This is a genomic window from Bradyrhizobium sp. BEA-2-5, from assembly GCF_032918025.1.
In the GTDB taxonomy this organism is placed as follows: domain Bacteria; phylum Pseudomonadota; class Alphaproteobacteria; order Rhizobiales; family Xanthobacteraceae; genus Bradyrhizobium; species Bradyrhizobium pachyrhizi.
This window is the reverse complement of sequence record NZ_CP136629.1, coordinates 3,215,362-3,240,808: the sequence shown is the minus strand read 5'-3', so window position 1 is coordinate 3,240,808 and position 25,447 is coordinate 3,215,362. Positions and strand designations below refer to the sequence as shown.

Sequence of the window (25,447 nt, the reverse complement as noted above, 5' to 3'; positions counted from 1 at the left end):
GTCTTCGGACAGCTTTCAGTTTGGGAAGCCATAGAATCGTGCGGGATTGTCGACGAGGATGCGGTGCCGGGCCGCCGCATCCGGCGTCCATTCCTGGAACAGCGTCAGCAGATGGCCGGCGTCGGGCATTTCGCCCTCGACCCGCGGATGCGGCCAGTCGCCGCCCCACACCAGCCGTTCAGGATTGGCTGCGACCAGTGCCTCGTGGAACGGCCGCGCATCGGGATAATCAGGGGCTCGCTGGCTCAGGCGATGCGCGCCCGACAGCTTGGCCCAGCACCAGCCTTCGTCCACCGCACGCAAAAGGCTCTGAAAGCCCGCGGTGTTGATGCCGGCGGCAGCATCGGTGCGGCCCATGTGATCGACCACGACCGGCAACCCAAGCGCCTTCAGCGTCGGGATAGTGTCAGGCAAATCCTTCACGTCGATCCAGAGCTGCAGATGCCAGCCGAGCTCGGTCATCACGCCCGCGTGCGTCTCGGCAACGCTCAAGGGAATGCCGCCGCGATAGTGCAGCTGTCCGCCGCGGAAGAAATGGTTGAAGCGCAGGCCGCGGACGCCGAGCACATGCCATTGCCGCAGCGTGCCTGCCGCCACATCGGCATCGGCCACCGCGACGCCGCGCAGCCGCGCAGGCTCGCGCTGCAACGCGTCCAGCATCGCCGAATTGTCGTGGCCGTGCGCGCTACCCTGCACCAGCACGCCGCGGGCGAAACCGAGCACGTCGAGCATGCCGAGATAGGTCGCGAGCGGCGCGTCCGGCGGCGTGTAGCTGCGATCGCCGGCATAGGGGAAGCGATCGGCCGGACCAAATACATGCGCATGCGTATCGCAGGCCTTCGGCGGTAGCTTGTCTCTGGGCGGCGTCACCGGACGCGGCGGCAGGCAGGCGGGAATCTCTGACGCAGCCATGTCCTATTCCGCCTTCATGCCGGCGGCCTTGATGATCGGCCCCCATTTGTCGTAGTCGGCCTTGATCTTGGCGGCGAACTTGTCCGGCGTGGAGCCGATCGGGATCGCACCGAGCTTGCCGAGACGCTCCTTCACGGCATCGGTGTTCACTGCCGCGACGAAATCATGCGAGATCTTGACGACGAGGTCGGCCGGCATGTTGCCGGGTCCGAGCAGCCCCCACCACACCTCGGTGTCGTAGCCCGGCACGGTCTCCGACATGCTGGGCACGTCAGGCAGGAACGGCGCACGCGAGCCCGTCGTCACCGCGAGCGCGCGAACCGTGCCGGCCTGCAGCTGCCCGACCGATTCCGGTCCGTTGTTGAACGACAGCGGAATTTGCCCGCCGAGCAGATCGTTGATCGCGGGCGCACCGCCCTTGTAGGGGATCGCACTGATCTCGATCTTGGCGAGATTGTTGAGCAGCTCGCCGGCCAGATGGGTCGAGGTGCCGTTGCCGGCATGGGCGAAGGACAGGCTGCCGGGCTTCGCCTTCGCCGCCGCGATGACGTCGGCGACCGATTTGAACGGCGAATCCGCGCGCACCAGCAGCACGTTCGGCGACGACGCCAAGAGCGAGATCGGCGAGAAATCCCTGAACGTGTCGTAGGGCAGCTTTGGATAAAGGAACGGATTGGTGGCGTGGCCGCTCGCCACCATGATCAGATTGTAACCATCGGGCGCGGAGGTTGCGATCGCCTGCGAGGCGATCACCCCGCCGGCGCCCGGCCGGTTCTCGACCACGATTGATTGCGTCCAGGTCTTCGACACCGCTTCGGCGAGCGTCCGCGTCAGCACATCGACGCCGCCGCCGGGCGGATATGGAACGAGAATGTGAACCGCCTTGGCCGGGAACGGCTGCGCGGACGCAAGGCCGGCCACAACCATGGCCGCCGCTGCAATGGCGGTCCGCCAGACCCATCCGGCCATCGACGCCTCCCGTCCCTTGATCGCTACCGTCCCTTTTTCGTTACGCCTGTATCGCACGTTGGCTCGGCGCCGCGATGGCCGAATTCCGCAGATCGCGTTGCGGCCGCGACATGTTGACAATCGCAGGCACCGCGTCAAGTTTCGTGCGGCAAGCGGCCATCAGCGTCGCGCGAGCAGGGAGAACAGGATGGCGGCCGCGGAACAAGCCTCGTCCAAAGATAAAGGCCAGTCGGCGACCAGCTGGCACGGCATCGTGCTGCAGACGCTGAAGCGGAACGAGATCAAGCTCGTGCCCTATGTGCCCGACCGCGTGCTGACGCCGCTGATCAAGAACCTGCACGCCGATACCTTCTTCACCACCTTTGCCACCGCCCGCGAGGAGGAAGCGGTTGGCATCGTCTCCGGCGCCTGGATGGGCGGACGGCGCGGGGCGGTGCTGATGCAGACCTCCGGCTTTGCCACGCTGGCCAACGTGCTGGCCTCGCTCGCGGTGCCCTACCAGATCCCGCTGATCATGTTCGTGTCCGAGCGCGGCACGCTCGGCGAGTTCAATTACGGCCAGTCGCTGGTCTGCCGGACCATGCGCCCGGTGCTCGATTCACTGGCGCTGGAGCACCACACCATTACCCGGCTCGACGAGCTCGAATTCATCACGGACCGCTCGATCAAGCAGGCCGTCACCACGCAGGCGCCGGTGGCGTTGATCCTCAACCCGCTGCTCACGGGCGGCAAGGTCTTCGACAAGTGAGGCCGCTCATGAACGCGCGCAACACCAAGGTCATGAACCGCTTCGACGTCACCTCGCGCCTCGTCGCGAAGCTCAAGCACGAGGAAGCCGTGATCGGCGGCATCGGCAACACCAATTTCGATCTCTGGGCCGCCGGCCACCGCCCGCAGAATTTCTACATGCTGGGCAGCATGGGGCTCGCCTTTCCGATCGCGCTCGGGGTGGCGCTGGCGCAGCCCGGTCGCCACGTCTTCGCACTCGAAGGCGACGGCTCGCTGCTGATGCAGCTCGGCGCGCTGTCGACCATTGCAGCCCTGAAGCCGAAGAACCTGACGATGATCGTGATGGACAACGGCATCTACCAAATCACCGGCGCGCAGCCGACACCGGCCGCCGGCCATGCCGACCTCGTCGCGATCGCGCTCGCCAGCGGGATCGCGAACAGCTCCTGGGCCGCCGACGAGGACGATTTCGAGCGGCTGATCGAACAGTCGAAACAGGCCTCCGGCCCGACCCTGATCGGGGTGCGCATCGACGACAAGCCCGGCACCGGGACGACGCGGCGCGATCCCGTGCAGATCCGCGAGCGGTTCATGAACGGGATGGGGGTACGGCAGCTGCTCTAGATAAGAAGGCGCCTGCAACCTACGTATCCGTCACTGCGAGATGCTCGCGACAAAATTGCAGAGCTATTTTTGCGCTGAAGCGGCGAAGCAATCCATCATTCCACACATGCGGAGAGATGGATTGCTTCGCTGCGCTCGCAAATGACGGCTGTGGCCGCTCAATTCAACCTCAACTCGGTGATGTGCCGCGGATCCGGCGCGAGCTCGCCGCGTTCGACGCGCTTGACGATGTCGGTCAGCGCGGCATTGGCGTTACACGCGATGCCAAGCTTCCCGCCTTCGCGGACCACGAGGCCGTTGAGGAATTCGATCTCGGTGCGGCGGCCCTTTTGCATGTCCTGGCCCATCGAGGGACGCTGTGCGGATGAAGTGCGCTTGGCATCCTTGAAGCGCTGCTCGTCGCAAACGCGCGCTGCGGCCTCATCCCCCTCGCCGGCGCGGGCGATGGTCTCCGGCGGCAGGTGCAGGATCTCTTCCAGCTGATAGCCCTGCGCCTGGCCGACGCGGATCGCCTCGCTGCCGAGCCGCGTCGAGAAGCGGCGCAGCGGCTCGCTTTGCAGCACCTCGCCACCCGCCAGACCAGTACAGGCCGAGAGCCCGTTGCCCATCACGTTGGCGACGAGCTTGGACCAGCGCTCGCCCCAGAGATTGGAGGTGACCTTGGTGCTGTCGGAATAACCGACCAGGCGGCAGACTTCCTCCGCCCGCGCCGTGATGCGGCCGTGCACCTCGCCGGCGCGAAACACGGTGTGCGCTGCGCCGCCCTTGCCGGCTCCGCGGTGGATATGGCCCGGCTCCGGCAGATTGACGGTGATGCTGCTCGCGATGCAGCCGAGCGTCTTGCCCCAGCCGACGATGCCGGCGATGGTTTCCTCGTTCATGCAGTTCTGCAGCGACACCACATAACCGTCCGCCGCCAGATATTGCCGGATCAGCATGGTGGCCCAGGCGGTGTCGTAGGACTTCATGCAGACGAAGGCGATATCGACCGGTTTTTCCTTTGCCAATTGCTGCGCGTCGGTGACATCGAGTGCGCGCACCGGCACCGAGAATTCCGCGACGTCCATCGCATGCGTGACACGCAGGCCGTGCTTGCGCATGTGCTCGACATGCGCGGGCCAGGGGTCGATGAAGGTGACGTCCTCCCCCGCCTGCACCATATGCGCACCGGCGTAGCCGCCGACAGCACCCGCGCCGACGATCGCGATCTTCCGACCCATGCTTCCATCCCCTGCTCTTGATTGAGACGAACGCTGGCTGCGTCCATCCGTTGCGGACCAGTCTAGGGGATCGCGGCGTCAGGCCAACCGGTCCTTTCATGAAAAAGCTGGGCGGTGCCATGCCGGTAATCATGGGACCCGCGAAAATCCCCGCGGACGATGGGCCCGCGAGGATGTTCGTAGTCAGAAGTCTCGACGCGATCAGTCGATGATCTTGACGACGCGGCGGGTGCGCGGCTCGACGATCACGCGGCGATCGTTCACGACCGCATAGCGATACTCGGTGTAATTCGGCACGGGACGGAGCACAACGGTGGGCGGCAGCGGCTCGCCGACGACAACGCGTTCACGCACCACCACCGACGGCTCGTTGCGCGGGATCGAGGTGATCACCGCATTCGGGATCTCGAGGCCGGCGCCGACCGCGGCACCCACCGTGCCGCCGACGATCTCGCCGACGGGCCCCGCGATTTCGCCGCCGGCCCGCGCACCGTTCGCGGCGCCCGCCGCAGTCGTGGACTGCGCGAAGGCCGAACCGGATGCGAGCAGCGACGCTGCAGCGACAAGGGACACAGCAAAACGCTTGTTCATGATTCTCCTCCTCCGAATTGATCGATGCCCCCTCAACATCGCAAGCGACGAGAACGTTCCGGTTCCAACGCTGCAACTCGCGCAACTCCAGTTCCGCGCGCAATTCGCTTGATTCCGGCACGAACGAAAATGCCGCTCCGGACAATGTCCGAAGCAGCATTCATCCTGGGTTCAGATTCAGAAATCGCGCAGAACAGACCGCGCGGCGCGCCGTTCATTCCGGCAGCCTTTGATCGGCTCGCCGTCTTGGAGCTCGCCGTCTTGGCGGCCGTGCAGCCGCTGGCTTGATGCGGATTCGCATCGTCCCGCCCTTGGACTCGATCTCGAACGCGTTGGTCCTGCGCACCAGCTCGCCGAGGGTGCGGAAGCCGTAGGTCCTCTGATCGAAATCCGACGCGAAATTGGCCAGCTGCCGTCCGACCTCGCCAAGCGTGACCCAGCCGTCCTCGCTCGCCATCTGGCTGATGACCTTCTTGATGATCGGCGTGGCGGCCTCGGGCGGCTGCAACGGCTGGGCCCGCACGGCCGCATCCTGATTGCTCGGCGCGCCGCCGCGCAGGTTCTCGGTGTAGACGAATCTCCGGCAGGCCTGCCTGAAGCTTTCCGGCGTCTTCTGCTCGCCGAACCCGAAGACGTCGACGCCCTGCTCCCGGATGCGGGCGGCGAGACGGGTAAAGTCGCTGTCGGAAGACACCAGGCAGAAGCCGTCGAACCGGCCGCTGTGCAGCAGGTCCATCGCGTCGATGACCAGGGTTATGTCGGACGCATTCTTTCCCGTCGTATAAGCGAATTGCTGTTGCGGGATGATGGCGTGCTTCGACAGAATGTCGGCCCAGGCCCTGGAACGCACGTTGGAGAAGTCGCCATAGATGCGTCGGACGCTGGCCTCGCCGATCTTGGCAATCTCCTCGAAAAGTCCATCCGCGATCTTCGCAGAGGCATTGTCGGCGTCGATCAGGACGGCCAGACGGGGCGAGCGAAGTTCCGACGGCATGGCATTTCTCGGCTGGGACAGGATGAATGGACAATTACGCAGACAGCCGCGGAACCGGCGCAGCCGTCGTATCGGAGCACATCGCGCGTCCCAAGCATAGGCGGCATCGCCAAGACGTCGCGGCGATGCCAGCCTTGAGGCGGCGAGGTCAGATCACCTCGCCCAAGTCGATCGCCCGCCTGGCGAACTCGATGGCCTTCTCGGCGGTGATCGCGTCCGCTGTGGTCGTCGCCTCGTCGCGCACCGACGGCGGCGAAGCGATCCGGATCTTCTTGCCGTTCGAACGGCGGATAGTCGCGCGCCAGCGATCGACATCGCGCCGGTAGGCGTCGATCACAAAATCCCGATAGGTGACGCCGCTCATCAGCGGCTGAATCGATGCCGCTTCGACAGTGAGCGGCCGGCTTGCGATGTCGCGCACCATCTCGACAATTGTCTCGACGGCATGCTCACGCGCGACGCCGGTCGCGTCCCTGAGCAGATAGTTCACCGCCGCGCCGATCTGCGCCCTCGCGCGATCGTCGCTCGCAAAATCCAGATCGGCCTGAACTGACATATGGGGAAAACGCCTCCGCCCGACGCAACATCGGATACCTCCAGGCATCCGGCACCTTGCAACCACGTGACGTTTAGTCAGCTCCCCATTAAAGCCGGATTATCCGTTAGCCCCCGATTTCTCGGATGCCGTTAACCGGCTCTTGATGCCGCTTCGCAGGATGCCCGACGCGGCAAGATGGTCGGCCGGATCACGGAAGGTCCGGGCTACGCGCCGATGTGTCCGCGGGCCCGTCCGGTGCCGCAGCCCCGCCCGCGCCGTCAATTCGTGCGTGATCAGCAATTGACATATCACTGCTATCCGTGTGACATTTTATTAAAAGGGGCCGACAAGAGCCCATCAATCTCTACTTGGGGAGGCAGCAATGACCATTTCCGACGTCACCGCGGCAGCCGGAAGCCGGGCTCCGGCCGTTGCGCGAACCGCGCAGGCGCAGCAGGTCGCCGATATCGCGGCGCGGCTCGAACGCCTGCCGCTGACCTCCTATCAGCGCTGGATCTTCGGAATCATCGCGACCGCGTGGTTTTTCGACAGCATGGACCTGGCCGCGCTCACCTTCGTGCTCGGCTCGATCCGCCAGACCTTCGGCCTGTCGACAGCGGAAGCCGGGCTGCTGTCCAGCATGAGCTTCCTCGGCATGTTCGCGGGCGCCGCCTCCGCCGGCCTGCTCGCCGACCGCTTCGGCCGTGCCCGCGTCTTCCAGGTCAGCATGATCTTCTGGGGACTGGGCAGCCTGTGCTGCGGTCTGTCCACCACGGCGACCGCGCTCGGCGCATCCCGCCTGCTGCTCGGCTTCGGAATGGGCATGGAGTTTCCGGTCGCGCAGTCGATGGTCTCGGAGATCATGCCGGCGCGCAACCGCGGCCGCTACATCGCGTTCCTCGAAGGATTCTGGCCGCTCGGCTTCATCGCGTCGGGCCTGCTGACCTACTTCGTGCTGCAGGTCGCCGACTGGCGCTGGGTTTTCATCCTGCAGGCGATCCCGGCCGTGTTCGTGCTGGTCGTGCGCCGCTACGTCCCGGAATCGCCGCGCTGGCTCGCCTCGCACGGCTATTCCGAGCGGGCCGAAGCGACCGTGCGCAATATCGAAAGCAGGGTCCGCGACCGTCTCGGCGGCAAGGACCTGCCGCCGGTGCTGCGCCAGGCGGCTGCCCCCGTCTCCGAAGTGACGGGCCTGAGAACGCTGTTTTCGGGCATCTACGCCAAGCGGACCACGATGTTGTGGACCCTGTGGTTCTTCGCCCTGCTCGGCTTCTACGGCCTGACCACGTGGCTCGGCGCGCTGCTGCAGGCCAAGGGCTTCCCGATCACCAAATCGGTGTTCTACACCATCCTGATCTCGCTCGCGGGGATCCCCGGCTTCCTGGTCTCGGCGTGGCTCGTCGAATCCTGGGGCCGCAAGGCGACGCTGGTGATGAACCTGCTCTGTGGCGCGATCGCCTGCCATTTCTACGGCTCGGCGGCGGACCAGACCCAGCTCATCATTGCCGGCCTCTGCATGCAGTTCTTCCTGTTCGGCATGTGGTCGGCGCTCTACGCCTATACGCCTGAACTGTACCCGACCCATGTCCGTGCGACCGGAACGGGCTTTGCTTCCGCGGTCGGCCGAATTGGTTCGCTGATCGGCCCCTATGTGATCGGCGTGATCCTGCCGGCGGCCGGACAAGGCGGCGTGTTTGCGCTCGGCGCCGGCGCATTCGTGGTGGCGGCGCTTGCGGTGCTGTTGCTCGGCGAGGAAACCCGCGGCCGGACGCTGGAAAGCATTTCGCACTGATGGGCGCGCGGCGCGCCGTCCGATTCGACGCGGCGCCGATCGACCGGCCTTGTCATTGCCATCGAGCGTGTGAGATATCTGCTGTACAGCAGCACTCACGATCCTGATGGTAAATTCGAGCAAACGATCCAGCACGGTGCGCGCGCGCACAGCAGGGAGCCGCCGGCCGGCACGGCAATCCTCCGCCGCCGGCGACAAGCCGCGCGGTTCCGCGCCGGCCCCTCTTCCGCAAAGCGACGTCACGCTCACCGATCGCGCCTATGCCGAGCTGGAAGAGCTGATCGTGACGCTGCAACTGCCGCCGGGCACCGCGCTCTCCGAGCTCGTGCTCGCCAAGCGGCTCAACATCGGCCGAACCCCGATCCGCGAAGCCTTGCAGCGCCTGTCGCGCGACGGCCTCGTCAACATCCTGGCCCGCCGCGGTGTGCTGGTGTCCGAGGTCGACCTCAGGGCCCAGCTGCGCCTGCTGGAAGTGCGGCGCGAGCTGGAACGGCTGATGGCGCGCGGCGCCGCCGAGCGCGCCACCAGCGAGCAGCGCACGCAGTTCTCCGAGATCGCCGCCGGCATGCGGCGCGCGGCGGAGAAATCCGACGACCTGCTGTTCATGCGGCTGGATCACCAGTTCAACACACTGATCTCTGCGGCGTCGCGCAACGAGTTCGCCTCCCGCGCCATGGGCCTGATGCATGGCCTGTCGCGCCGGTTCTGGTACCAGCATTACAAGGAAGCGGCCGATCTGCCGCTGGCGGCGCGGCTGCATGCCGACGTCGCCGAAGCCGTCGCCGAGCGCCGCGTCGACGCCGCGGGCGCGGCCTCCGACAGCCTGATCGATTACATCGAGAGTTTTGCCCGTTCGACGCTGTAAGAGCGTTCAGAGCTCGACGACTGTGCGGATCGACCGTCCGCGCCGCAGCGCCTCGAAGCCGTCATTGATGCCGTCGAGCGTGCAGCGGCCGGTGATCAGTTCGTCGAGCTTGAGCCGGCCGTCGAGATAGGCCTGCGCCAGCAAGGGAAAGTCGCGCCGGGGCCGCGCGCCGCCATAGCTCGAGCGGCGAAATCGCTTCTCGCCCATCAACGCGCCCCAGCGAAAACTCACATCCTGCGTGACGTCGATCTTGCCGAGCCAGATCACCTCACCGCCCGGCCGCACCGCCTCCGCGGTCTGCCGGAACGCCTGCGGATGGCCCGCCGCCTCAAGGATGACGTCGGCTCCCCGGCCGCACGTCGCCTGCTTTGCGAACTGGACCGGATCCTCGCGGGCCGCGTTGACGACGTGCGTGGCGCCGAGCTGCCGCGCGAGGCCAAGCTTTGCATCGTCGAGGTCGACCGCGATAACAGCACCGGCGCCGGCAAGCCGGGCGCCCTGCACCGCTGCCAGCCCGACCGCGCCGCAGCCGGTGACCATCACGGTATCACCGTGACCGATGGCGGCGACGTTCAGCGCGGCGCCGACGCCGGTCATGACGCCGCAGCCGATCAGGCACGCGCGGTCGAACGGGATGTCGTTCGGCACGACGATCGCCTGCTGGGCCGGCAGCACGACATATTCCGAGAACGCGCCGAGGAACATCAGGTGCGCCAGGTTGCGGTCGTCCGCGAGCCGCGCCTTCGACGCGCCGTCGAAATGCACGCCTTCCGCGCCCCGCGCGAGATAGGTCTCGCACAGGATCGGCTGCGCGCGGTCGCAGTGAAAGCAATGCCCGCAATGCGGATTCCAGGACAGGATGACGTGATCGCCGACGCTGATGTCGCGCACCGCACTGCCGATTTCCTCGACCACGCCTGCCGCCTCGTGCCCGAGGATCATCGGCAAGGGATAGCGCAACGATCCGTCGATGACTTCGAGATCGGTGTGACAGAGCCCCGCGGCACGCACCTTCACCACGACGTCGGTCGGCATGGGCGGCGCAAGCGATACGCGCTCGACGGAAAGCGGCGTTCCGCCTTGATGCAGCACCGCCGCGCGACAGGTCAGGGTCATCTCAAGAATTCTCTGCCGGGGGCATCAGCACGGGGGCTCAGGCCGTCTGTCCGGAGCGCAGCGCCGCGACCGCCTCGTCGAGATCGGCCGAGGAGAGCTCCCATTCATTGTCGAAATTGGCGACGACGCGCCGCATGAAGCTCTCGTGTAACGCTTTCGCAACAGCGGCATCGTGCAGATGGTCATAGAGCAGCGCGAAGGCCAGTTGTGCCGGCTCCGGCCCCTCGTAGCTCCATTCAAAACCGTGTTCGGTGAGACGAAGCTGGTCGTAATGCGGTGACAGCGGCTTGCCATCGACCAGCACCGAAATGCCGTCGATGGTGCGGTCCCCGGTATAGCTCGCCATCGGATCCTCCCTGTGCTGCAGCATCATATCAGGAACTCGGTCAGGATCCTGGCGGGCGCATCTTGAGGTCCTTCTTGACGACCTCGGGGAAGATCCACATCGCGACGGTTGCGAACACACCGAGGAAGGCGACCGCATAGCTCGGTCCCTGCTGTCCCAGATAGACCATGAAAAAATACCCGCAGGCTGCCGTGGCGAGGCACGCCAGCGACAGCATGAGCTTGATGTGGCTTGGCATCGAGACCTCCCTTCAGGTCATCCAGTTGTGAAACGACGGTGCCGCCACGCGGACCAGCAGCGCAAGCGCTACGATCATGGCGCAACAGGACAGCCGCAATCCCGCGCGTCCGTCGCGCCACCATTCCGGCAGCGCCTGAAACAACCCGGGCAAGAACAAGAACAGCACGCCGCCCACGACAACGACGGTGGTCCAGCGCAATTCGGCCAGCGCGAATGCCAGCGTGCCGGCGAGCAGCATCACCCATAGTGCGGTCGTGATCGTCACTGGCAGGACTGCGCGCCCGCGCAGCGGGTACATGCCGGCCAGTTGCAGGAAGCCGATGCAGCATACGCTCCACAGCAGGCCGAACCAGGCGAGGCCTGCGAGATTGGGTTCAAGCTGCGGCATGCGGCACCGATTGCTCCTTTGCCACGACCCGCGGCGTCCGCGCCGTCCGGCGCATATCGGTCTTCACGTGGCGCGTGCTGTAGCCGTTGAAGATGTGACCAAGCAGGCCGCGATTGAGGTCGGAGGTGCCGAACACATAGTCCATCACCGGGAAGGTCAGGTTCATGTTCCGCTCCATCATGATCGACTGGTTGTGATGGGCGGTATGGTGCCGGCGGATGGTGTTGACGAAGGGCATGTTGCGCACGAAGGCATTTTCCTCGACGTGGCAGCAGAAGTGCATGAACTCGTAGATCAGGTACATCGAGGTCGTCGTGGTGATCAGCAGCCAGCCGGTGTTGGCCGAGATCACAAGGCCCGCGATGATCGCCGGCGGGATCGACATCAGGGTAAACACCACGAGCGCATAGGGCGGGAAGAAGGTGACGCGCCAGTCGTGATGATCGGCGAAGCGCATCTCCTCCTCGGTGAAGAACTGATGGTGCATCAGCGTATGGCGGCTGTAGATCGCGCGCAGCAGGGGCACATTCGAGGGCCGGTGCATGACGAAGCGATGCACCGCCCATTCGAAGAAGTTTGCGATCAGGAAGATTACGGGAATGGTGAGGTATTCCCACCATTTCACGTCATGCACATTGGCCAGATAGACGTACAGCGCCGTGAAGCCGATCGTGTAGATCAGCACGACATGCAGCCAGCCATTGTACCACCCCACCACGCGCTCGCGGTAGGTCGCGCGATATTTGCGCTGGCGGTCGGTCATCCCTGTTGCAGCCAACTCCATCGCGAGGTCCTCCGTCATTCTGATCTGATATATCAGTAGCACATCAGGTGCGGAAGGCAAGCTTCGTCAGCCGCGCGCGGGTCCGGAAAAGAAGATGGTGCGCGGAACCCGCTCAGGACCGATCAGGGAAAGCCTGGGGTGGTCTCGAGAACGGCCAACAACAAAAAACCGCCCCGGACGGTGTCCGGGGCGGCCATAGTATTCGACAGATTCAGAAGCTCAGAGCAGCCCTGCCCCGCGCGCCCACTTGTACTTGGCGCCGAGCACCTCGACCGGCAGCTCCGTCGAGTAGGCGTAGGCCGGAATGCCGTTCTGGTAGAGATATTCGGCGGCTTCCTCGACCTCGACGTCGCCGGCCAGAGACGCGACCATCGGCTTCACAAAACCCTTGGCCTCCATCTCCTTCTTCACCTCGACCATGTTGCGGGCGAACACCATCGGCGGGGTGACGATGGTGTGCCAGTAGCCGAGGATCAGCGCATGGATGCGCTCGTCCGACAGGCCCAGCTTCACGGTGTTGACATAGGTGATCGGCGGCTCGCCGCCGGTGATGTCCACAGGATTTCCGGCCGCACCGAACGGCGGAATGAACTTGCGGAAGGCCGCGTCGAGATCCGGCGGCATCGACATCAACGACAGGCCGTTGTCGACGCAGGAGTCCGACAGCAGCACGCCCGAGCCGCCGGCGCCGGTGATGATCAGCACGTTCTCGCCCTTCGGCGTCGGCAGCACCGGCACGCCCCGGGCGAATTCGAGCAGCTGGCGCAAGGAGCGAGCACGGATCACGCCGGACTGCTTGAACACGTCCTCGTAGATGCGGTCGTTGCCGGCGAGCGCGCCGGTGTGCGAGGACGCAGCCTTGGCACCGGCCGAGGTGCGGCCGGCCTTGAGCACGACCACCGGCTTCTTCTTGGAGACGCGTTTTGCCGCTTCGGCAAAGGCGCGGCCGTCCTTGAGGTCTTCGCAGTGCTGCGCGATCAGGTTTGTGTTCGGATCCTGCTCGAAGAAGGCGAGCAGATCGTCCTCGTCGATATCGGACTTGTTGCCGAGACCGACGATCGCCGAGACGCCCATTTTCGCTGAGCGCGAGAAGCCGATGATGGCCATGCCGATGCCGCCCGACTGCGACGACAGCGCCGCATGGCCCTTGACGTCGTAAGCAGTACAGAAAGTCGCGCAGAGATTGACGGGTGTATAATAGAAGCCATAGATGTTCGGCCCCATCAGGCGGATGTCGTACTTCTTGCCGACCTCGACGATCTCGGCCTGCAACTCCGGCGCGCCGGCTTCAGCGAAGCCCGACGGGATCAACACCGCGCCCGGGATTTTCTTCTCGCCGCACTCGGTGAGCGCCGCAGCCACGAACTTGGCGGGGATCGCGAACACCGCGACGTCGATCACGCCGGGCACGTCCTTGACACTCTTATAGGCCTTGTAGCCGAGGATCTCGGTGGCCTTGGGATGGATCGGATAGATCTCGCCCTTGTAGCCGCCGTTGATGAGGTTCTTCATCACGGAATTGCCGATCTTGCCGTCCTCGGCGGAGGCACCGACCACGGCGACCGCCTTCGGCTGCATGATGCGGTTCATCGCCGCGACGATCTCTTCGGTCGGGCGCGGCTTCGGCTTCGGCTTGAAGGCGAAGTCGACGACGATGCGCACATCCGCGGCGGTCGCGCCCTTCGGCGTCGCGAACACCGGGTTGAGGTCGAGCTCGACGATTTCGGGGAAATCGGTGACGAGCTGCGACACCTTGACGATGACGTCGGCGAGGGCGTTGCGATTCACCGGCTCGCTGCCGCGCACGCCCTTCAATATCTCATGCGCCTGGATGCCGTCGAGCATCGAGAGCGCGTCCTCCTTGGTCGCCGGCGCGAGGCGGAAGGTGATGTCCTTGAGCACCTCGACCAGCACGCCGCCGAGGCCGAAGGCGACGAGCTTGCCGAACGAGCCGTCGGTGATCGAGCCGACGATGACCTCGGTGCCGCCGGCCAGCATCTGCTGCACCTGGACGCCCTCGATCTTGGCATCGGACTTATATTTCTTGGCGTTGGAAAGAATGGTCTCGTAGGCCTTCTCGGCCTCTTCGGTGGTCTTGAGACCGACAATGACGCCGCCGGCTTCGGTCTTGTGGAGAATGTCCGGCGAGACGATCTTCATCACGACCGGGAAGCCCATGGCCGAAGCCATCTTGCCGGCCTCGCCTGCCGACTTTGCCACGCCCTCCTTCGGCACCGGAATGCCGTAGGCGTCGCAGACCAGCTTGCCCTCCGGCGCCGTCAGGCTGGTGCGGTTGTCCGCCTTGACCGCATCGAGAATTTTGCGGACCGCATCCTTCGAATTTGACATTGGCTTCCTCCTGGGACAGATTTCGTGGCATTTGGTATGCCAAAAACGCAATTGTCAAGGTCGGTCGAGGTCCAAAAAGATCGAAAAATATAGGCAGCTTGACATTCTGGTATTTGGCATGCCAAAAATCTAAGGTAATTTCTTCTGCTAAGAAGACGTCTCCAAGAGGAGGAGACGAGTTGTGCCAGAACCGAAACAGACCAAGGCGTCGCCCACCATGGCTGACACAGATATCGCCATCGTCCGGATCGCGCCGGAGAGCAGCTTCAAGAACAAGGCGTATGACGCCTTGAAGGAAGCCATCCTCAAGATGGACATCTACTCGACGCCCGAGCCGGTGATGCTCGACGAGCGCGCATTGTCCGAGAGGCTTGGCGTCAGCCGCACGCCGATCCGCGAAGCGATCGCGATGCTCGAGCAGGACGGTTTCGTGAAGACAGTGCCGCGCCGCGGCATCATGGTGGTGCGAAGGACCAAGAGCGAGATCGTCGACATGATCCGCGCCTGGGCGGCGCTGGAGAGCATGGCCGCGCGCCTCATCACCACGACCGCGCGCAAGAAGGACATCACTGCGCTGCGCGACTTCTTCAAGGACTTTAACAAGGACCGCCTGCCCGAGGATCACGTCGAGGAATACTCCCGCGCCAACATCGCCTTCCACCAGGCGCTGATCTCGCTGTCGGAATCGCCGGTGCTGGTCGATCTCACCAACGACCTCCTGCTGCACGTGCGCGGCTATCGCCAGCTGACCATCGGACGCAAGGACCGCACCGCAACCTCGCTGCCCGAGCATCTCGGCATCATCGAAGCGCTGGAAGCGCGCGACACCGAGCTCGCCGAGAAGCGCGCCCGCGATCACACCCTCGGCCTCGCCGCTTACGTCGAAGCGCACGGCCAGGAACTGTTCACGTAACCACTCAAGTTCACACGCTTCAGACGACAATCAGATCGTCCGAACAAGAACGACCAGGGAGACAAGGCCCATGCTGAATACCGCGACCAAGTCCGAAGCACCGGGCACCGAGCAGGAACTGACGGATGGCTTCCATCTCGTCATCGACGCGCTCAAGCTGAACGGCATCAACACCATCTATAATGTGCCGGGCATCCCGATCACGGATTTGGGCCGCATGGCGCAGGCCGCCGGTATTCGCGTGATCTCCTTCCGCCACGAGCAGAACGCCGGCTACGCCGCAGGCATTGCCGGCTATCTCACCAAGAAGCCCGGCGTCTGCCTGACCGTCTCGGCGCCCGGCTTCCTCAACGGTCTCACCGCGCTCGCGCATGCCACCACCAACTGCTACCCGATGATTCTGGTCTCGGGCTCCTCCGAGCGCGAGATCGTCGATCTCCAGCAGGGCGACTACGAGGAGATGGACCAGCTCGCGATCGCGAAGCCGCTGTGCAAGGCGGCCTATCGCGTGCTGCACGCCCAGGACATCGGCATCGGCTTTGCCCGCGCCATCCGCGCCGCGGCCTCGGGCCGCCCGGGCGGCGTCTATCTCGACCTGCCGGCCAAGCTGTTCGGCCAGGTGATGAACGCCGAGGCCGGCCGGAAGTCGCTGGTCAAGGTGATCGACGCTGCGCCCGCGCAGATCCCCTCGCCGGCTTCGGTGAAGCGCGCGCTCGACGTGCTCAAGAGCGCGAAGCGTCCGCTCATCATCCTCGGCAAGGGCGCGGCCTACGCGCAGGCCGACGAGGAAATCAAGACCTTCGTCGAGAACAGCGGCGTGCCGTTCCTGCCCATGAGCATGGCCAAGGGCCTCCTCCCCGACACGCATCCGCAGTGCGCCGGCGCCGCCCGCTCGACGGTGTTGAAGGACTCCGACGTCGTCATGCTGATCGGCGCGCGGCTGAACTGGCTGCTGTCGCACGGCAAGGGCAAGAGCTGGGGCGAAGCGCCGAAGAAGTTCATCCAGGTCGACATCGAGCCGAAGGAGATGGACTCCAACGTCGAGATCGTCGCGCCCGTCGTCGGCGACATCGGCTCGTGCGTGTCGGCATTCCTCGACGCCATGGGCGCGAACTGGACCGCGGCGCCGTCCGACTGGCTCTCGACCGTCAGCAAGAAGCGCGAAGAGAACGTCGCCAAGATGGCGCCGAAGCTCATGAACAACAAATCGCCGATGGACTATCACGGTGCGCTCGGCGTGCTGCGCGCGATCATCGCGGAACGTCCGGACACCATCCTCGTCAACGAGGGCGCCAACACGCTCGACCTCGCCCGCGGCGTCATCGACATGTACCGCCCGCGCAAGCGTCTCGACGTCGGCACCTGGGGCGTGATGGGCATCGGCATGGGCCAGGCGATCGCGGCCGCGCTCGAGACCGGCCATCCCGTGCTCGCAGTGGAAGGCGACTCGGCCTTCGGCTTCTCCGGCATGGAGGTCGAGACCATCTGCCGCTACGACCTTCCGATCTGCGTCGTCATCTTCAACAATGACGGCATCTATCGCGGCACGGACGTGAACAACGCCAACGCCGACCCGGCGACGACGGTGTTCGTCAAGGGCGCGCGCTACGACAAGATGATGGAGGCCTTCGGCGGCGTCGGCGTGAACGCGACCTCGCCCGACGAGCTCAAGCGCGCGGTCAACGAAGCCATGAAGTCCGGCAAGCCGACGCTCATCAACGCGGTGATCGATCCGGCCGCAGGCTCGGAGAGCGGCCGCATCGGAAACCTCAATCCGCAGAGCGTTCTGCAGAAGAAGAAGTAACAGGTCCCCCTAACCCATCACTCCCTGCGGGTGCAGGGGCATATAAGTACGGAGCAAACATTATGACCAAAGCGCTCGAGGGCGTTCGCATTCTCGACTTCACCCACGTCCAGTCCGGACCGACCTGCACGCAGTTGCTGGCATGGTTCGGCGCCGACGTGATCAAGGTGGAACGCCCGGGCGTGGGTGACATCACCCGCGGCCAGCTGCAGGACATCCCGAACGTGGACAGCCTGTATTTCACCATGCTCAACCACAACAAGCGCTCGATCACGCTCGACACCAAGAACCCCAAGGGCAAGGAAGTCCTCACCGAGCTGATCAAGAAGTGCGACGTGCTGGTCGAGAATTTCGGCCCCGGCGTGCTCGACCGCATGGGCTTCCCCTGGGAGAAGATTCAAGCCATCAACCCGAAGATGATCGTCGCCTCGATCAAGGGCTTCGGACCCGGACCGTACGAAGACTGCAAGGTCTACGAGAACGTCGCGCAGTGCACCGGCGGCGCCGCCTCCACCACCGGTTTTCGCGACGGCGTGCCGCTCGTCACCGGCGCGCAGATTGGCGATTCCGGCACCGGCCTGCACCTCGCGCTCGGCATCGTCACCGCGCTCTATCAGCGCACCCACACCGGCAAGGGCCAGCGCGTCACCGCGGCAATGCAGGACGGCGTGCTCAATCTCTGCCGCGTCAAGCTGCGCGACCAGCAGCGCCTCGCCCATGGTCCGCTTAGGGAGTACAGCCAGTTCGGTGAAGGCGTGCCGTTCGGCGACGCCGTGCCGCGCGCCGGCAACGATTCCGGCGGCGGCCAGCCCGGACGCATCCTGAAGTGCAAGGGCTGGGAGACCGATCCCAACGCCTACATCTACTTCATCACCCAGGCCCCGGTCTGGGAGAAGATCTGCGACGTGATCGGCGAGCCCTCCTGGAAGACCGATCCGAACTACGCCAAGCCGGCGGCGCGCCTGCCGCGGCTCAACGAGATCTTCGGCCGCATCGAGCAGTGGACGATGACCAAGACCAAGTTCGAGGCGATGGAGATCCTCAACAAGGACGACATCCCGTGCGGCCCGATTCTGTCGATGAAGGAGATCGCGGAAGACCAGTCGCTGCGCGCGACCGGCACCGTGGTCGAGGTCGACCACCCCACCCGCGGCAAGTACGTCTCGGTCGGCAATCCGATCAAGCTGTCGGACTCTCCGAGCGATGTGCAGCGCTCCCCGCTGCTCGGCGAGCACACCGACGAGATCCTGCGCTCGGTGCTCGGCTTCAGCGACCACCAGGTCGCCGAGATCCACAAGTCCGGCGCGCTCGACCCGCCGCAGAAGCAGGCCGCGGAGTAAAGGCTCGCACTCAAGCAAGACACGAATGGCCGCGGGAACCGCGGCCATTTTTGCTTGGAGCAGACCTTCAGGAATTGTCCTGTCCGGGTTTGCTACGTGGCCCTCATAGCCAGATTGGGACGGCACTGCCGTCCCGGCAGGTCCTCAGAACCTCAATTCTTTGCCGGTCCCGCTGTCGTGAGCTTCTCCATCACATCGCCAACGGTGAAGCTCGCCGCCTTGGCACGCGGTGGAAATTCTTTGAAGCTCTCGACGTACCTGGCGACGATCGCTTGCGCAGGCACTAGCAGAAACGCGCGGTGGGCGTGCCAGTCGCCATACAGCATGCTTGTCGGGCCCCGCTCGAAGGGGTCGGCGCGCAGATTGTACAACATAGGCGCACGCAGCTTTGTGAACTGACCCTGCCAGACGCCGAGAGGAGCTTGTGGACTTACTTCGGTGTGTTGCTCCATGAACGTCGCCTTCCAGTGCCCCACCCGCAGAGCCATCAGATCGCCATCGTCGCTCCAATAGAGGAACTCCTTGCGCGGCAATTCCTTGGCGTCGCCCTTCAGGAAGGGAAGCAGATTGAATCCGTCGAGGTGAACCTTGAATTGCTTGCCGTTGAGAGCCGTCCCCTTCTTCGTCCGTTCGACGAGATCGGTATCGCCGTTGGCGGCCGCGAAGGTCGGAATGAAATCCTCGTGGGCGCAGAGATCATTGACGATCGTTCCAGGCTTGATGACGCCGGGCCACTTGATCAGGCAAGGGACGCGGAAGCCGCCTTCCCAGTTGGTGGCTTTCTCGCCTCTGAATGGCGTTGTGCCGCCGTCGGGCCACGTGAAGACTTCAGCCCCGTTGTCCGTTGTGTAGACCACGATGGTGTTGTCGGCGACACCGAGATCGTCCACGAGCTTCAACAACTCGCCGACCATGCCGTCATGCTCCACCATGCCATCGGGATAGACGCCGAGTCCCGTCTTGCCCTGCGACGCTGCCTTCAGGTGCGTGAAGATGTGCATTCGCGTTGAATTGAAATAGCAAAACCACGGTTTGTTGGCCCGATGTTGTCGGTTAATGAAATCCTTGGCAGCCGCGAGGAATTCCTCGTCGATCGTTTCCATGCGTTTGGTGTTTAACGGGCCGGTGTTTTCGATCTTGCCGTCGGCCGTTGACTTCAACACACCCCGTGGACCGAATTTCTTGCGGAAATCGGGATCTTTTGGATAGTCCGGGTTCTCCGGCTCCTCTTCGGCGTTGAGGTGATAGAGATTGCCGAAGAACTCGTCGAAGCCGTGCGCGGTCGGCAGATGTTCGTCGCGGTCACCAAGATGGTTCTTGCCGAATTGTCCGGTGGCGTAACCATACGTCTTGAGCACGTCGGCGACGCTCGGATCGAGCGGTCCAAGTCCGAGTTCGGCACCAGGCAGTCCTACCTTGGTAAGGCCGGTCCGGATCGGCGTCTGGCCGGTGATGAAGGCGGCGCGTCCCGCAGTGCAACTCTGCTGCCCGTACCAATCTGTGAAGGTCGCTCCCTCCCGACCAATGCGATCGATATTTGGCGTGCGATAGCCCATGACACCCATATTGTAGGCGCTCACATTAAACCAGCCGATGTCGTCCCCCATGATGAAGAGAATGTTGGGCTTTCTTGCAGCTCCGGAGGCCGGGCTGGCGGGCGACGCCTGCTGGGCTTGGCCGAGTGCTTCCGACGTGAGCGCGGCCGCCGCGACCAATGTTGACGTCCCCAACAGCAAACGTCGGCGATCAAGGTCGCCTACGGATACGGCTTTCGGCGACGGTTTGTCCTCAGTGCTCATTATCTTGCTCCGATCTCACACGCGAGTTGCGGGAAGGCAGTGAGACCAGCTTAGGGCAACGAGCGAGGTTACGGATGTGCAGTTTGTGCCATACAACCCGGGCGGGCATCGCGCCTCAACTCAACGGCGAACATCATGCGTTTTGGCAGCGATATCAGCGTCCGGTCCTGGATCAGTGGCGACATCGTCAGCGCGAGCCGCTATCGGCCGCGAGCGACCTGACATGTCAGCCCGCTGACCCTTCCAGCCCCAACTTCCACAGCGGCGGCAGGTCGGCAAACGGCGGCGTGGTGTGTGCGATGACGATCGCGGCGCGGTGGCCGTCGGGATCGATCTTGCTGTTGATCGCCTCGACGTGCGCCTACACCGCGTCGAACCCGACGCCGAGGATGCCCGCGATCCCCTCGTTCGACTTGCCTTGTCCGAGGTCAAGTCGATGCGGAGAGATAGCGGCGTTGGCGACTTGCGCGGTCCGCTGGCGCTCGGTCCGGTGACCCGGCAAGCAGACGTCTCATCTAACGATTGATGACCCTGGTCCCAGTATAAGGACCACCTAGACCAAGGCTCGACCCGTTTTTCAGGGTGCTGGAGGGCGGCGGGCTGGCATTAAAATACTGCGGGCCGGTCGCCGGATTAGCTCTTGCTCCGCCGGTCGTTGGTGCTCCCCCAACCGCAAGGTTGCCGGAGGGGGCCACTGCATAACGATAATGACTGCCGACACCTTGTGCAGAGACATCGGTAGTTACGGCAAAAACGCCCAGCATCAGGGCACCTGCAACGGCGACAGCTCTCGCGAACATGAGAAGCTCCCCTTCTGATCGGATAAACAAGCACGTGAGTTCCGACGTTTCAACGTCGTTGATGGCCGCGGGAAACCGCGGCCATTTTTGCTTGCGTCGGCTGGTCGTGTGCTTCTCTCCCGACACGGACGTTGATCGAGGCCCGGCAAGAGCCGGTGCTCATTGCCAGCCGGGAACGCCACGCATGTCGGGCAGCTGGTGGGCGATGCCCTTGTGGCAGTCGATGCAGGTCTTTTCCTTGGTGAACAGGAAGCGCTGGTGCGCGACCGAGGCCCGCGGCGACTGCTTGGTGATGTCCATGGAATCGGCGCTATGGCAGTTGCGGCATTCCAGCGAATCGTTGGCCTTGAAGCGCGCCCACTCATGCAGCGCGAGCTCGAGCCGCTTGTCGACAAACTTGTCGCGGGTGTCGATGACGCCGAACAGGTGGCCCCAGACCTCCTTGGAGGCCTGCATCTTGCGTGCGATCTTGTCGGTCCAGTTGTGCGGCACGTGGCAGTCAGGGCAGGTCGCGCGCACGCCGGAGCGGTTGGAGAAGTGGATGGTCGATTTCAGCTCGGTAAACAGATTTTCGCGCATCTCATGGCAGCCGGTGCAGAATTTTTCGGTGTTGGTCAGCTCGAGTGCGGTATTGAAGCCGCCCCAGAAAACAACGCCGGCGACGAAGCCTGCGATCACCAATACGCCGAGCCCGAACACCGTGCTCGGCCGCACTAGCACTTCCCACAACTCGCGCGCGAAGGCCCATGCGCGTCGGAAGAGCCCCTCCTTTGAGGTTTGCGGGTCGGCCGCCTTCATCGACGGCCGCCCGGAGCCGCGCGGCTCAACATGGTGTCGATGTCGACGAAGTTGTTGCTGACGGGCGGATTGCTCACGCTCTGCGGTACGTGACATTCAGTGCAGAAAAAACGGCGCGGCGAGACCGAGCCCAGGAACTGGCCGTCGCGGTCCATGAAATGCGTGATCGACACCATGGGTGCCTGCGATTCAGCGGTGCGCGCCCGCGCATGGCAGGACAGGCATTTGTTGCCGTTGAGGTCGACCTGGTAGCCGTCGATCGAATGCGGAATTACCGGCGGTTGCTCGGGATAGTTTCTGACCTCACGCTCGGACGTGTTGCGCGTCGGCATCATCGGCGGAGCCGGGCCTTCACTATCGAGCGGCGTCGGCCCGCGCAGCCCGGAATTGAGCGATTGCGCCGCCAATGTGCCGGTGCCGGCCCCTATCGCCAGGACAAGCAGAACGACGCGCAGATTCCTGATCATGACGGCAGCACCTTCTCGATGCGCACGGCGCATTTCTTGAAATCGGTTTGCAGCGAGATCGGATCGGTGGCGTCCAGCGTTACCTTGTTGATCAGCTTGGATTCGTCGAACCACGGCACGAACACGAGGCCGCGCGGCGGCCGGTCGCGGCCGCGCGTCTCGACGCGGGCGCGGATGAAGCCGCGGCGGGAGACCACCTTCACCTCATCCCCGCGGCGGAGCTTGGCTTCCTGGGCATCGTCCGGATGCATGAAGCAGACGGCCTCGGGGAAGGCCTTGTAGAGCTCGGGCACGCGGCGCGTCATGGTGCCGGAATGCCAGTGCTCCAGCACGCGGCCGGTCGAGAGCCAGTAGGGATATTCACTGTCGGGCGATTCCGCCGGCGGCTCGTAAGGCAGCGCGAAGATGCGCGCCTTGCCGTCGGGATGGCCGTAGAACTGCACGTCGGTGCCCTGCTTGACGTAGGGATCGCTGCCCTCGCGGAAACGCCACCTCGTCTCCTGGCCGTTGACCACCGGCCAGCGCAGCCCGCGCTCGCCGTGATAGGCATCGAACGGCGCGAGATCGTGGCCGTGGCCGCGGCCGAAGCTGGCGTACTCCTCAAATAGCCCTTTCTGGACGTAGAAGCCGAACGCCCTGGATTCGTCGTTGAGATAGCCCGGCTCGATGTCGGTGACAGGGAATTTGTCGACCTGGCCGTTCCTGTAGAGCACGTCGAACAGCGTCTTGCCGCGATACTCCGGCTTCTTCGCCAGCAACTCCTCGGGCCAGACCTCCTCGATCTTGAAGCGCTTGGAGAACTCCATGAGCTGCCAGAGGTCGGATTTCGATTCGCCGGGCGCCGAGACGAGCTGATGCCAGAACTGGGTGCGCCGCTCGGCGTTGCCATAGGCGCCTTCCTTCTCCACCCACATCGCGGTGGGCAGGATCAGGTCGGCGGCGAGCGCGGTGACCGAGGGATAGGCGTCCGAGACCACGATGAAATTGTCGGGGTTGCGGAAGCCCGGATAGATCTCCTCGTTGATGTTGGGGCCGGCCTGCAGGTTGTTGTTGACCTGCACCCAATAGGCGTTGATCAGGCCGTCCTTCAGCATCCGGCTCTGCAGCACGGCGTGGGCGCCGTTCTTGTCGGGAATGGTGCCTTCGGGCAGCTGCCAGATGTGCTCGGCGTGATCGCGATGCGCCTTGTTGGTGACGACCATGTCGGCGGGCAGGCGGTGTGAGAAGGTACCGACCTCGCGCGCGGTGCCGCAGGCCGAGGGCTGGCCGGTCAGCGAGAACGGGCTGTTGCCGGGCGCGGAGATCTTCCCGGTCAGCAGGTGGATGTTGTAGACGAGGTTGTTGCACCAGACGCCGCGGGTGTGCTGGTTGAAGCCCATGGTCCAGAACGAGACCACTTTCGTCTTGGGATCGGCGTAGAGCTCGGCGAGCGCTTCGAGACGGTTGAGCGGCACGCCCGACATTTCGCTGCCTTTTCCAGCGTGTACTCGGAGACGAACTTGACGAACTCGTCATAGCTCATGTCGGTGGCGTCGTTGGGCTTCGCTGCGCCCGTCGCCTTCTTCTGCAGCGGATGCTCGGGCCGCAGGCCGTAGCCGATGTCGGTCTGGCCGCGTTTGAACACGGTATGCCTGGCGACGAAGTCCTTGTTGACGCGGCCGGTCTTGATGATGTGGTTGGCGATGGCGTTGAGGATGTAGAGATCGGTCTGCGGCTTGAACACCATGCCGATGTCGGCGAGGTCGAATGAGCGATGCTCGAAGGTCGAGAGTACGGCGACGCGGACATGCGGCGCAGAGAGCCGGCGGTCGGCCAGGCGCGTCCACAGGATCGGATGCATCTCCGCCATGTTGGAGCCCCACAGCACGAAGGCGTCGGTGGCCTCGATGTCGTCATAGCAGCCCGGGGGCTCGTCGATGCCGAAGGTCCGCATCATGCCGGCGACCGCCGAGGCCATGCAGTGGCGGGCATTGGGGTCGATGTTGTTGGTGCGGAAGCCGGCCTTGAACAGTTTGGAGGCGGCATAGCCTTCCCATATCGTCCACTGGCCGGAGCCGAACATGGCGACGCCGTTCGGTCCGCGCTTCTTGAGCGCCGCCTTGAACTTCTCGGCCATGATGTCGAACGCCTCGTCCCACGAGACCGGGCGTGAACTCGCCGTTCTTGTCGTACTTGCCGTTTGTCTTGCGCAGCAGCGGCTGCATCAGGCGGTCGTGGCCGTACATGATCTTGGAGAGGAAGTAGCCCTTGACGCAGTTGAGGCCGCGATTGACCTCGGACTTGGTGTCGCCATGGGTGGCGACGACGCGGTTCTCCTTGGTCGCGACCATCACCGAGCAGCCGGTGCCGCAGAAGCGGCAGGGAGCCTTGTTCCAGTCGAGTTCGCTGGCATCGCGTTCGGTGACGAGGTTTGCCGCGACCGACGCAACCGGCATTCCACCGGCCGCTGCGGCGATCGCGGCGGCCTCCAGCTTCAGCATCTGGCGGCGGTCGAGCTTGGTTTCGGTCATGGCTGGCCTCCCGGCACTTCAGCAGACGTCGATGGCGTGAAACACCAGCGAGGCGGAATGGACGTGCGGTAACAGAGCGATCGTGTTCAGCGTCGCGCCGAGCGCACCGGCATCGGGTGCATCGACCACCACGACGAGCTTGCCTCTGGGGTCGCGGCCGAAAATCTCGCAGCCGGAAACGGCGAGGATATCGGCTTCGACCGCATCAAGGCGTTCGGGCCGCGCCTGCACCAGGATGCTGGCGATCTCGCCCCCGGGTGGCGCCACGACGCGCTCCGCTGTCAAAGCGCGGCCGGTAATCAACATACGGCGATTGATCGCGGTCTTGCGCACAACGATGTCTCTCCCTGTCAATGCGGCGGGGGCGGACCGGGAGGGCCGGCCACCATTTGGTAGATCCAGACCGCGAGGCCGTATGACCCCACCGTCGCGACCGCGAGCCCCGGCATCAGGATGGCGGTCAGGAACAGGAAGGCGAAGATTTCCATTCGCGTTCGGCGACGCCGTACATCTGCGTCGCCGTCTGCGACCGCCATGATCGTGTCTCTCACTTGGGACG

24 protein-coding genes and 1 pseudogene are annotated in these 25,447 nt (G+C 64.3%); 7 read left to right on the top strand and 18 right to left on the bottom strand.

The genetic code is table 11. From position 1 onward, the window contains the following. Nucleotides 1-15: 15 nt before the first annotated feature. Together RX327_RS14935 and RX327_RS14930 are read right to left on the bottom strand one after the other, a co-directional pair. Nucleotides 16-912 carry an amidohydrolase family protein gene (locus tag RX327_RS14935; protein WP_050387006.1) on the bottom strand — a complete coding sequence of 299 codons (897 nt, stop codon included), beginning with the start codon at nt 910-912 and terminating at the stop codon, nt 16-18. A 3-nt stretch (nt 913-915) separates the two neighbouring features. Further along, on the bottom strand, nt 916-1,881 hold the full coding sequence (locus RX327_RS14930) for a Bug family tripartite tricarboxylate transporter substrate binding protein (protein ID WP_050387007.1): 966 nt from the start codon (nt 1,879-1,881) through the stop codon (nt 916-918). A gap of 187 nt (nt 1,882-2,068) precedes the next feature. Between RX327_RS14930 and RX327_RS14925 the strand changes: the two genes are divergently transcribed. Beyond that, on the top strand, nt 2,069-2,629 hold the full coding sequence (locus RX327_RS14925; RefSeq protein WP_317250705.1) for a thiamine pyrophosphate-binding protein: 561 nt from the start codon (nt 2,069-2,071) through the stop codon (nt 2,627-2,629). 8 nt (nt 2,630-2,637) lie between these two features. Next, complete coding sequence (locus RX327_RS14920) at nt 2,638-3,234, top strand: thiamine pyrophosphate-dependent enzyme (protein ID WP_317250704.1); 597 nt, start codon at nt 2,638-2,640, stop codon at nt 3,232-3,234. Nucleotides 3,235-3,392: 158 nt separating this feature from the next. Here the strand turns inward: RX327_RS14920 and RX327_RS14915 are convergent, their stop codons facing one another. The 4 genes from RX327_RS14915 to RX327_RS14900 form a co-directional block, all read right to left on the bottom strand. Next, nucleotides 3,393-4,454: a ketopantoate reductase family protein gene (locus RX327_RS14915; RefSeq protein WP_050387009.1), complete on the bottom strand. Its 1,062-nt coding sequence runs from the start codon at nt 4,452-4,454 to the stop codon at nt 3,393-3,395. Between the two features lie 201 nt (nt 4,455-4,655). Continuing rightward, nucleotides 4,656-5,045: a DUF1236 domain-containing protein gene (locus tag RX327_RS14910; RefSeq protein WP_317250702.1), complete on the bottom strand. Its 390-nt coding sequence runs from the start codon at nt 5,043-5,045 to the stop codon at nt 4,656-4,658. Nucleotides 5,046-5,259: 214 nt separating this feature from the next. Next, nucleotides 5,260-6,039, bottom strand: a complete 780-nt coding sequence (locus tag RX327_RS14905; RefSeq protein ID WP_317250701.1) for an NYN domain-containing protein — start codon at nt 6,037-6,039, stop codon at nt 5,260-5,262. 148 nt (nt 6,040-6,187) lie between these two features. Beyond that, complete coding sequence (locus tag RX327_RS14900; RefSeq protein ID WP_050387011.1) at nt 6,188-6,595, bottom strand: hypothetical protein; 408 nt, start codon at nt 6,593-6,595, stop codon at nt 6,188-6,190. A 364-nt stretch (nt 6,596-6,959) separates the two neighbouring features. Here RX327_RS14900 and RX327_RS14895 point away from each other — a divergent pair, with 364 nt between their 5' ends. Further along, complete coding sequence (locus RX327_RS14895; RefSeq protein ID WP_050387012.1) at nt 6,960-8,369, top strand: MFS transporter; 1,410 nt, start codon at nt 6,960-6,962, stop codon at nt 8,367-8,369. Between the two features lie 106 nt (nt 8,370-8,475). Beyond that, nucleotides 8,476-9,234, top strand: a complete 759-nt coding sequence (locus tag RX327_RS14890; protein ID WP_050387013.1) for a GntR family transcriptional regulator — start codon at nt 8,476-8,478, stop codon at nt 9,232-9,234. Nucleotides 9,235-9,240: 6 nt separating this feature from the next. Here RX327_RS14890 and RX327_RS14885 read toward each other — a convergent pair whose 3' ends face one another. From RX327_RS14885 to RX327_RS14860, 6 genes are all read right to left on the bottom strand, one after another. After that, on the bottom strand, nt 9,241-10,350 hold the full coding sequence (locus tag RX327_RS14885) for a Zn-dependent alcohol dehydrogenase (protein WP_050387014.1): 1,110 nt from the start codon (nt 10,348-10,350) through the stop codon (nt 9,241-9,243). Between the two features lie 37 nt (nt 10,351-10,387). Continuing rightward, nucleotides 10,388-10,696: a DUF6166 domain-containing protein gene (locus tag RX327_RS14880; protein ID WP_028331517.1), complete on the bottom strand. Its 309-nt coding sequence runs from the start codon at nt 10,694-10,696 to the stop codon at nt 10,388-10,390. A gap of 40 nt (nt 10,697-10,736) precedes the next feature. Further along, nucleotides 10,737-10,934: a hypothetical protein gene (locus RX327_RS14875; protein ID WP_024579640.1), complete on the bottom strand. Its 198-nt coding sequence runs from the start codon at nt 10,932-10,934 to the stop codon at nt 10,737-10,739. 12 nt (nt 10,935-10,946) lie between these two features. Continuing rightward, a complete protein-coding gene (locus tag RX327_RS14870) occupies nt 10,947-11,324 on the bottom strand; it encodes a hypothetical protein (protein ID WP_050387015.1) in 378 nt (125 codons plus the stop codon). Next, entirely contained in the window at nt 11,311-12,108 is a 798-nt protein-coding gene (locus tag RX327_RS14865) for a sterol desaturase family protein (RefSeq protein WP_050387166.1), read from the bottom strand. Before RX327_RS14865 ends, RX327_RS14870 begins: the two co-directional genes overlap by 14 nt. Before the next feature lie 219 nt (nt 12,109-12,327). Beyond that, nucleotides 12,328-14,457 carry an acetate--CoA ligase family protein gene (locus RX327_RS14860; RefSeq protein ID WP_317250698.1) on the bottom strand — a complete coding sequence of 710 codons (2,130 nt, stop codon included), beginning with the start codon at nt 14,455-14,457 and terminating at the stop codon, nt 12,328-12,330. A gap of 217 nt (nt 14,458-14,674) precedes the next feature. On the opposite strand from RX327_RS14860, the gene RX327_RS14855 reads away from it, so the two are divergent. The 3 genes from RX327_RS14855 to frc all read left to right on the top strand — a co-directional run bounded on the left by RX327_RS14855 (nt 14,675) and on the right by frc (nt 18,514). Then, nucleotides 14,675-15,370, top strand: a complete 696-nt coding sequence (locus RX327_RS14855) for a GntR family transcriptional regulator (RefSeq protein WP_317250697.1) — start codon at nt 14,675-14,677, stop codon at nt 15,368-15,370. Nucleotides 15,371-15,440: 70 nt separating this feature from the next. Then, on the top strand, nt 15,441-17,174 hold the full coding sequence (gene oxc / locus RX327_RS14850; RefSeq protein ID WP_317250696.1) for an oxalyl-CoA decarboxylase: 1,734 nt from the start codon (nt 15,441-15,443) through the stop codon (nt 17,172-17,174). A gap of 62 nt (nt 17,175-17,236) precedes the next feature. Further along, complete coding sequence (gene frc, locus RX327_RS14845) at nt 17,237-18,514, top strand: formyl-CoA transferase (protein ID WP_317250695.1); 1,278 nt, start codon at nt 17,237-17,239, stop codon at nt 18,512-18,514. A gap of 152 nt (nt 18,515-18,666) precedes the next feature. On the opposite strand, the gene RX327_RS14840 is transcribed toward frc, so the two are convergent. The 6 genes and pseudogenes from RX327_RS14840 to napE all read right to left on the bottom strand — a co-directional run bounded on the left by RX327_RS14840 (nt 18,667) and on the right by napE (nt 25,424). Next, the gene (locus RX327_RS14840; RefSeq protein ID WP_317250694.1) at nt 18,667-20,313 is read right to left on the bottom strand and encodes an arylsulfatase; all 1,647 of its coding nucleotides are present in this window, start codon (nt 20,311-20,313) and stop codon (nt 18,667-18,669) included. Between the two features lie 959 nt (nt 20,314-21,272). Next, nucleotides 21,273-21,911: a NapC/NirT family cytochrome c gene (locus tag RX327_RS14835; RefSeq protein WP_317250693.1), complete on the bottom strand. Its 639-nt coding sequence runs from the start codon at nt 21,909-21,911 to the stop codon at nt 21,273-21,275. Further along, the gene (locus tag RX327_RS14830) at nt 21,908-22,378 is read right to left on the bottom strand and encodes a nitrate reductase cytochrome c-type subunit (protein ID WP_317250692.1); all 471 of its coding nucleotides are present in this window, start codon (nt 22,376-22,378) and stop codon (nt 21,908-21,910) included. The genes RX327_RS14835 and RX327_RS14830 overlap by 4 nt, the downstream gene beginning before the upstream one ends. Next, a pseudogene (gene napA / locus RX327_RS14825) lies at nt 22,375-24,888 on the bottom strand (nitrate reductase catalytic subunit NapA). Before napA ends, RX327_RS14830 begins: the two are co-directional and overlap by 4 nt. Before the next feature lie 18 nt (nt 24,889-24,906). Next, on the bottom strand, nt 24,907-25,194 hold the full coding sequence (locus RX327_RS14820; RefSeq protein WP_152977868.1) for a chaperone NapD: 288 nt from the start codon (nt 25,192-25,194) through the stop codon (nt 24,907-24,909). A gap of 44 nt (nt 25,195-25,238) precedes the next feature. Further along, a complete protein-coding gene (gene napE, locus RX327_RS14815) occupies nt 25,239-25,424 on the bottom strand; it encodes a periplasmic nitrate reductase, NapE protein (protein WP_157345976.1) in 186 nt (61 codons plus the stop codon). Between the last annotated feature and the right edge of the window lie 23 nt (nt 25,425-25,447).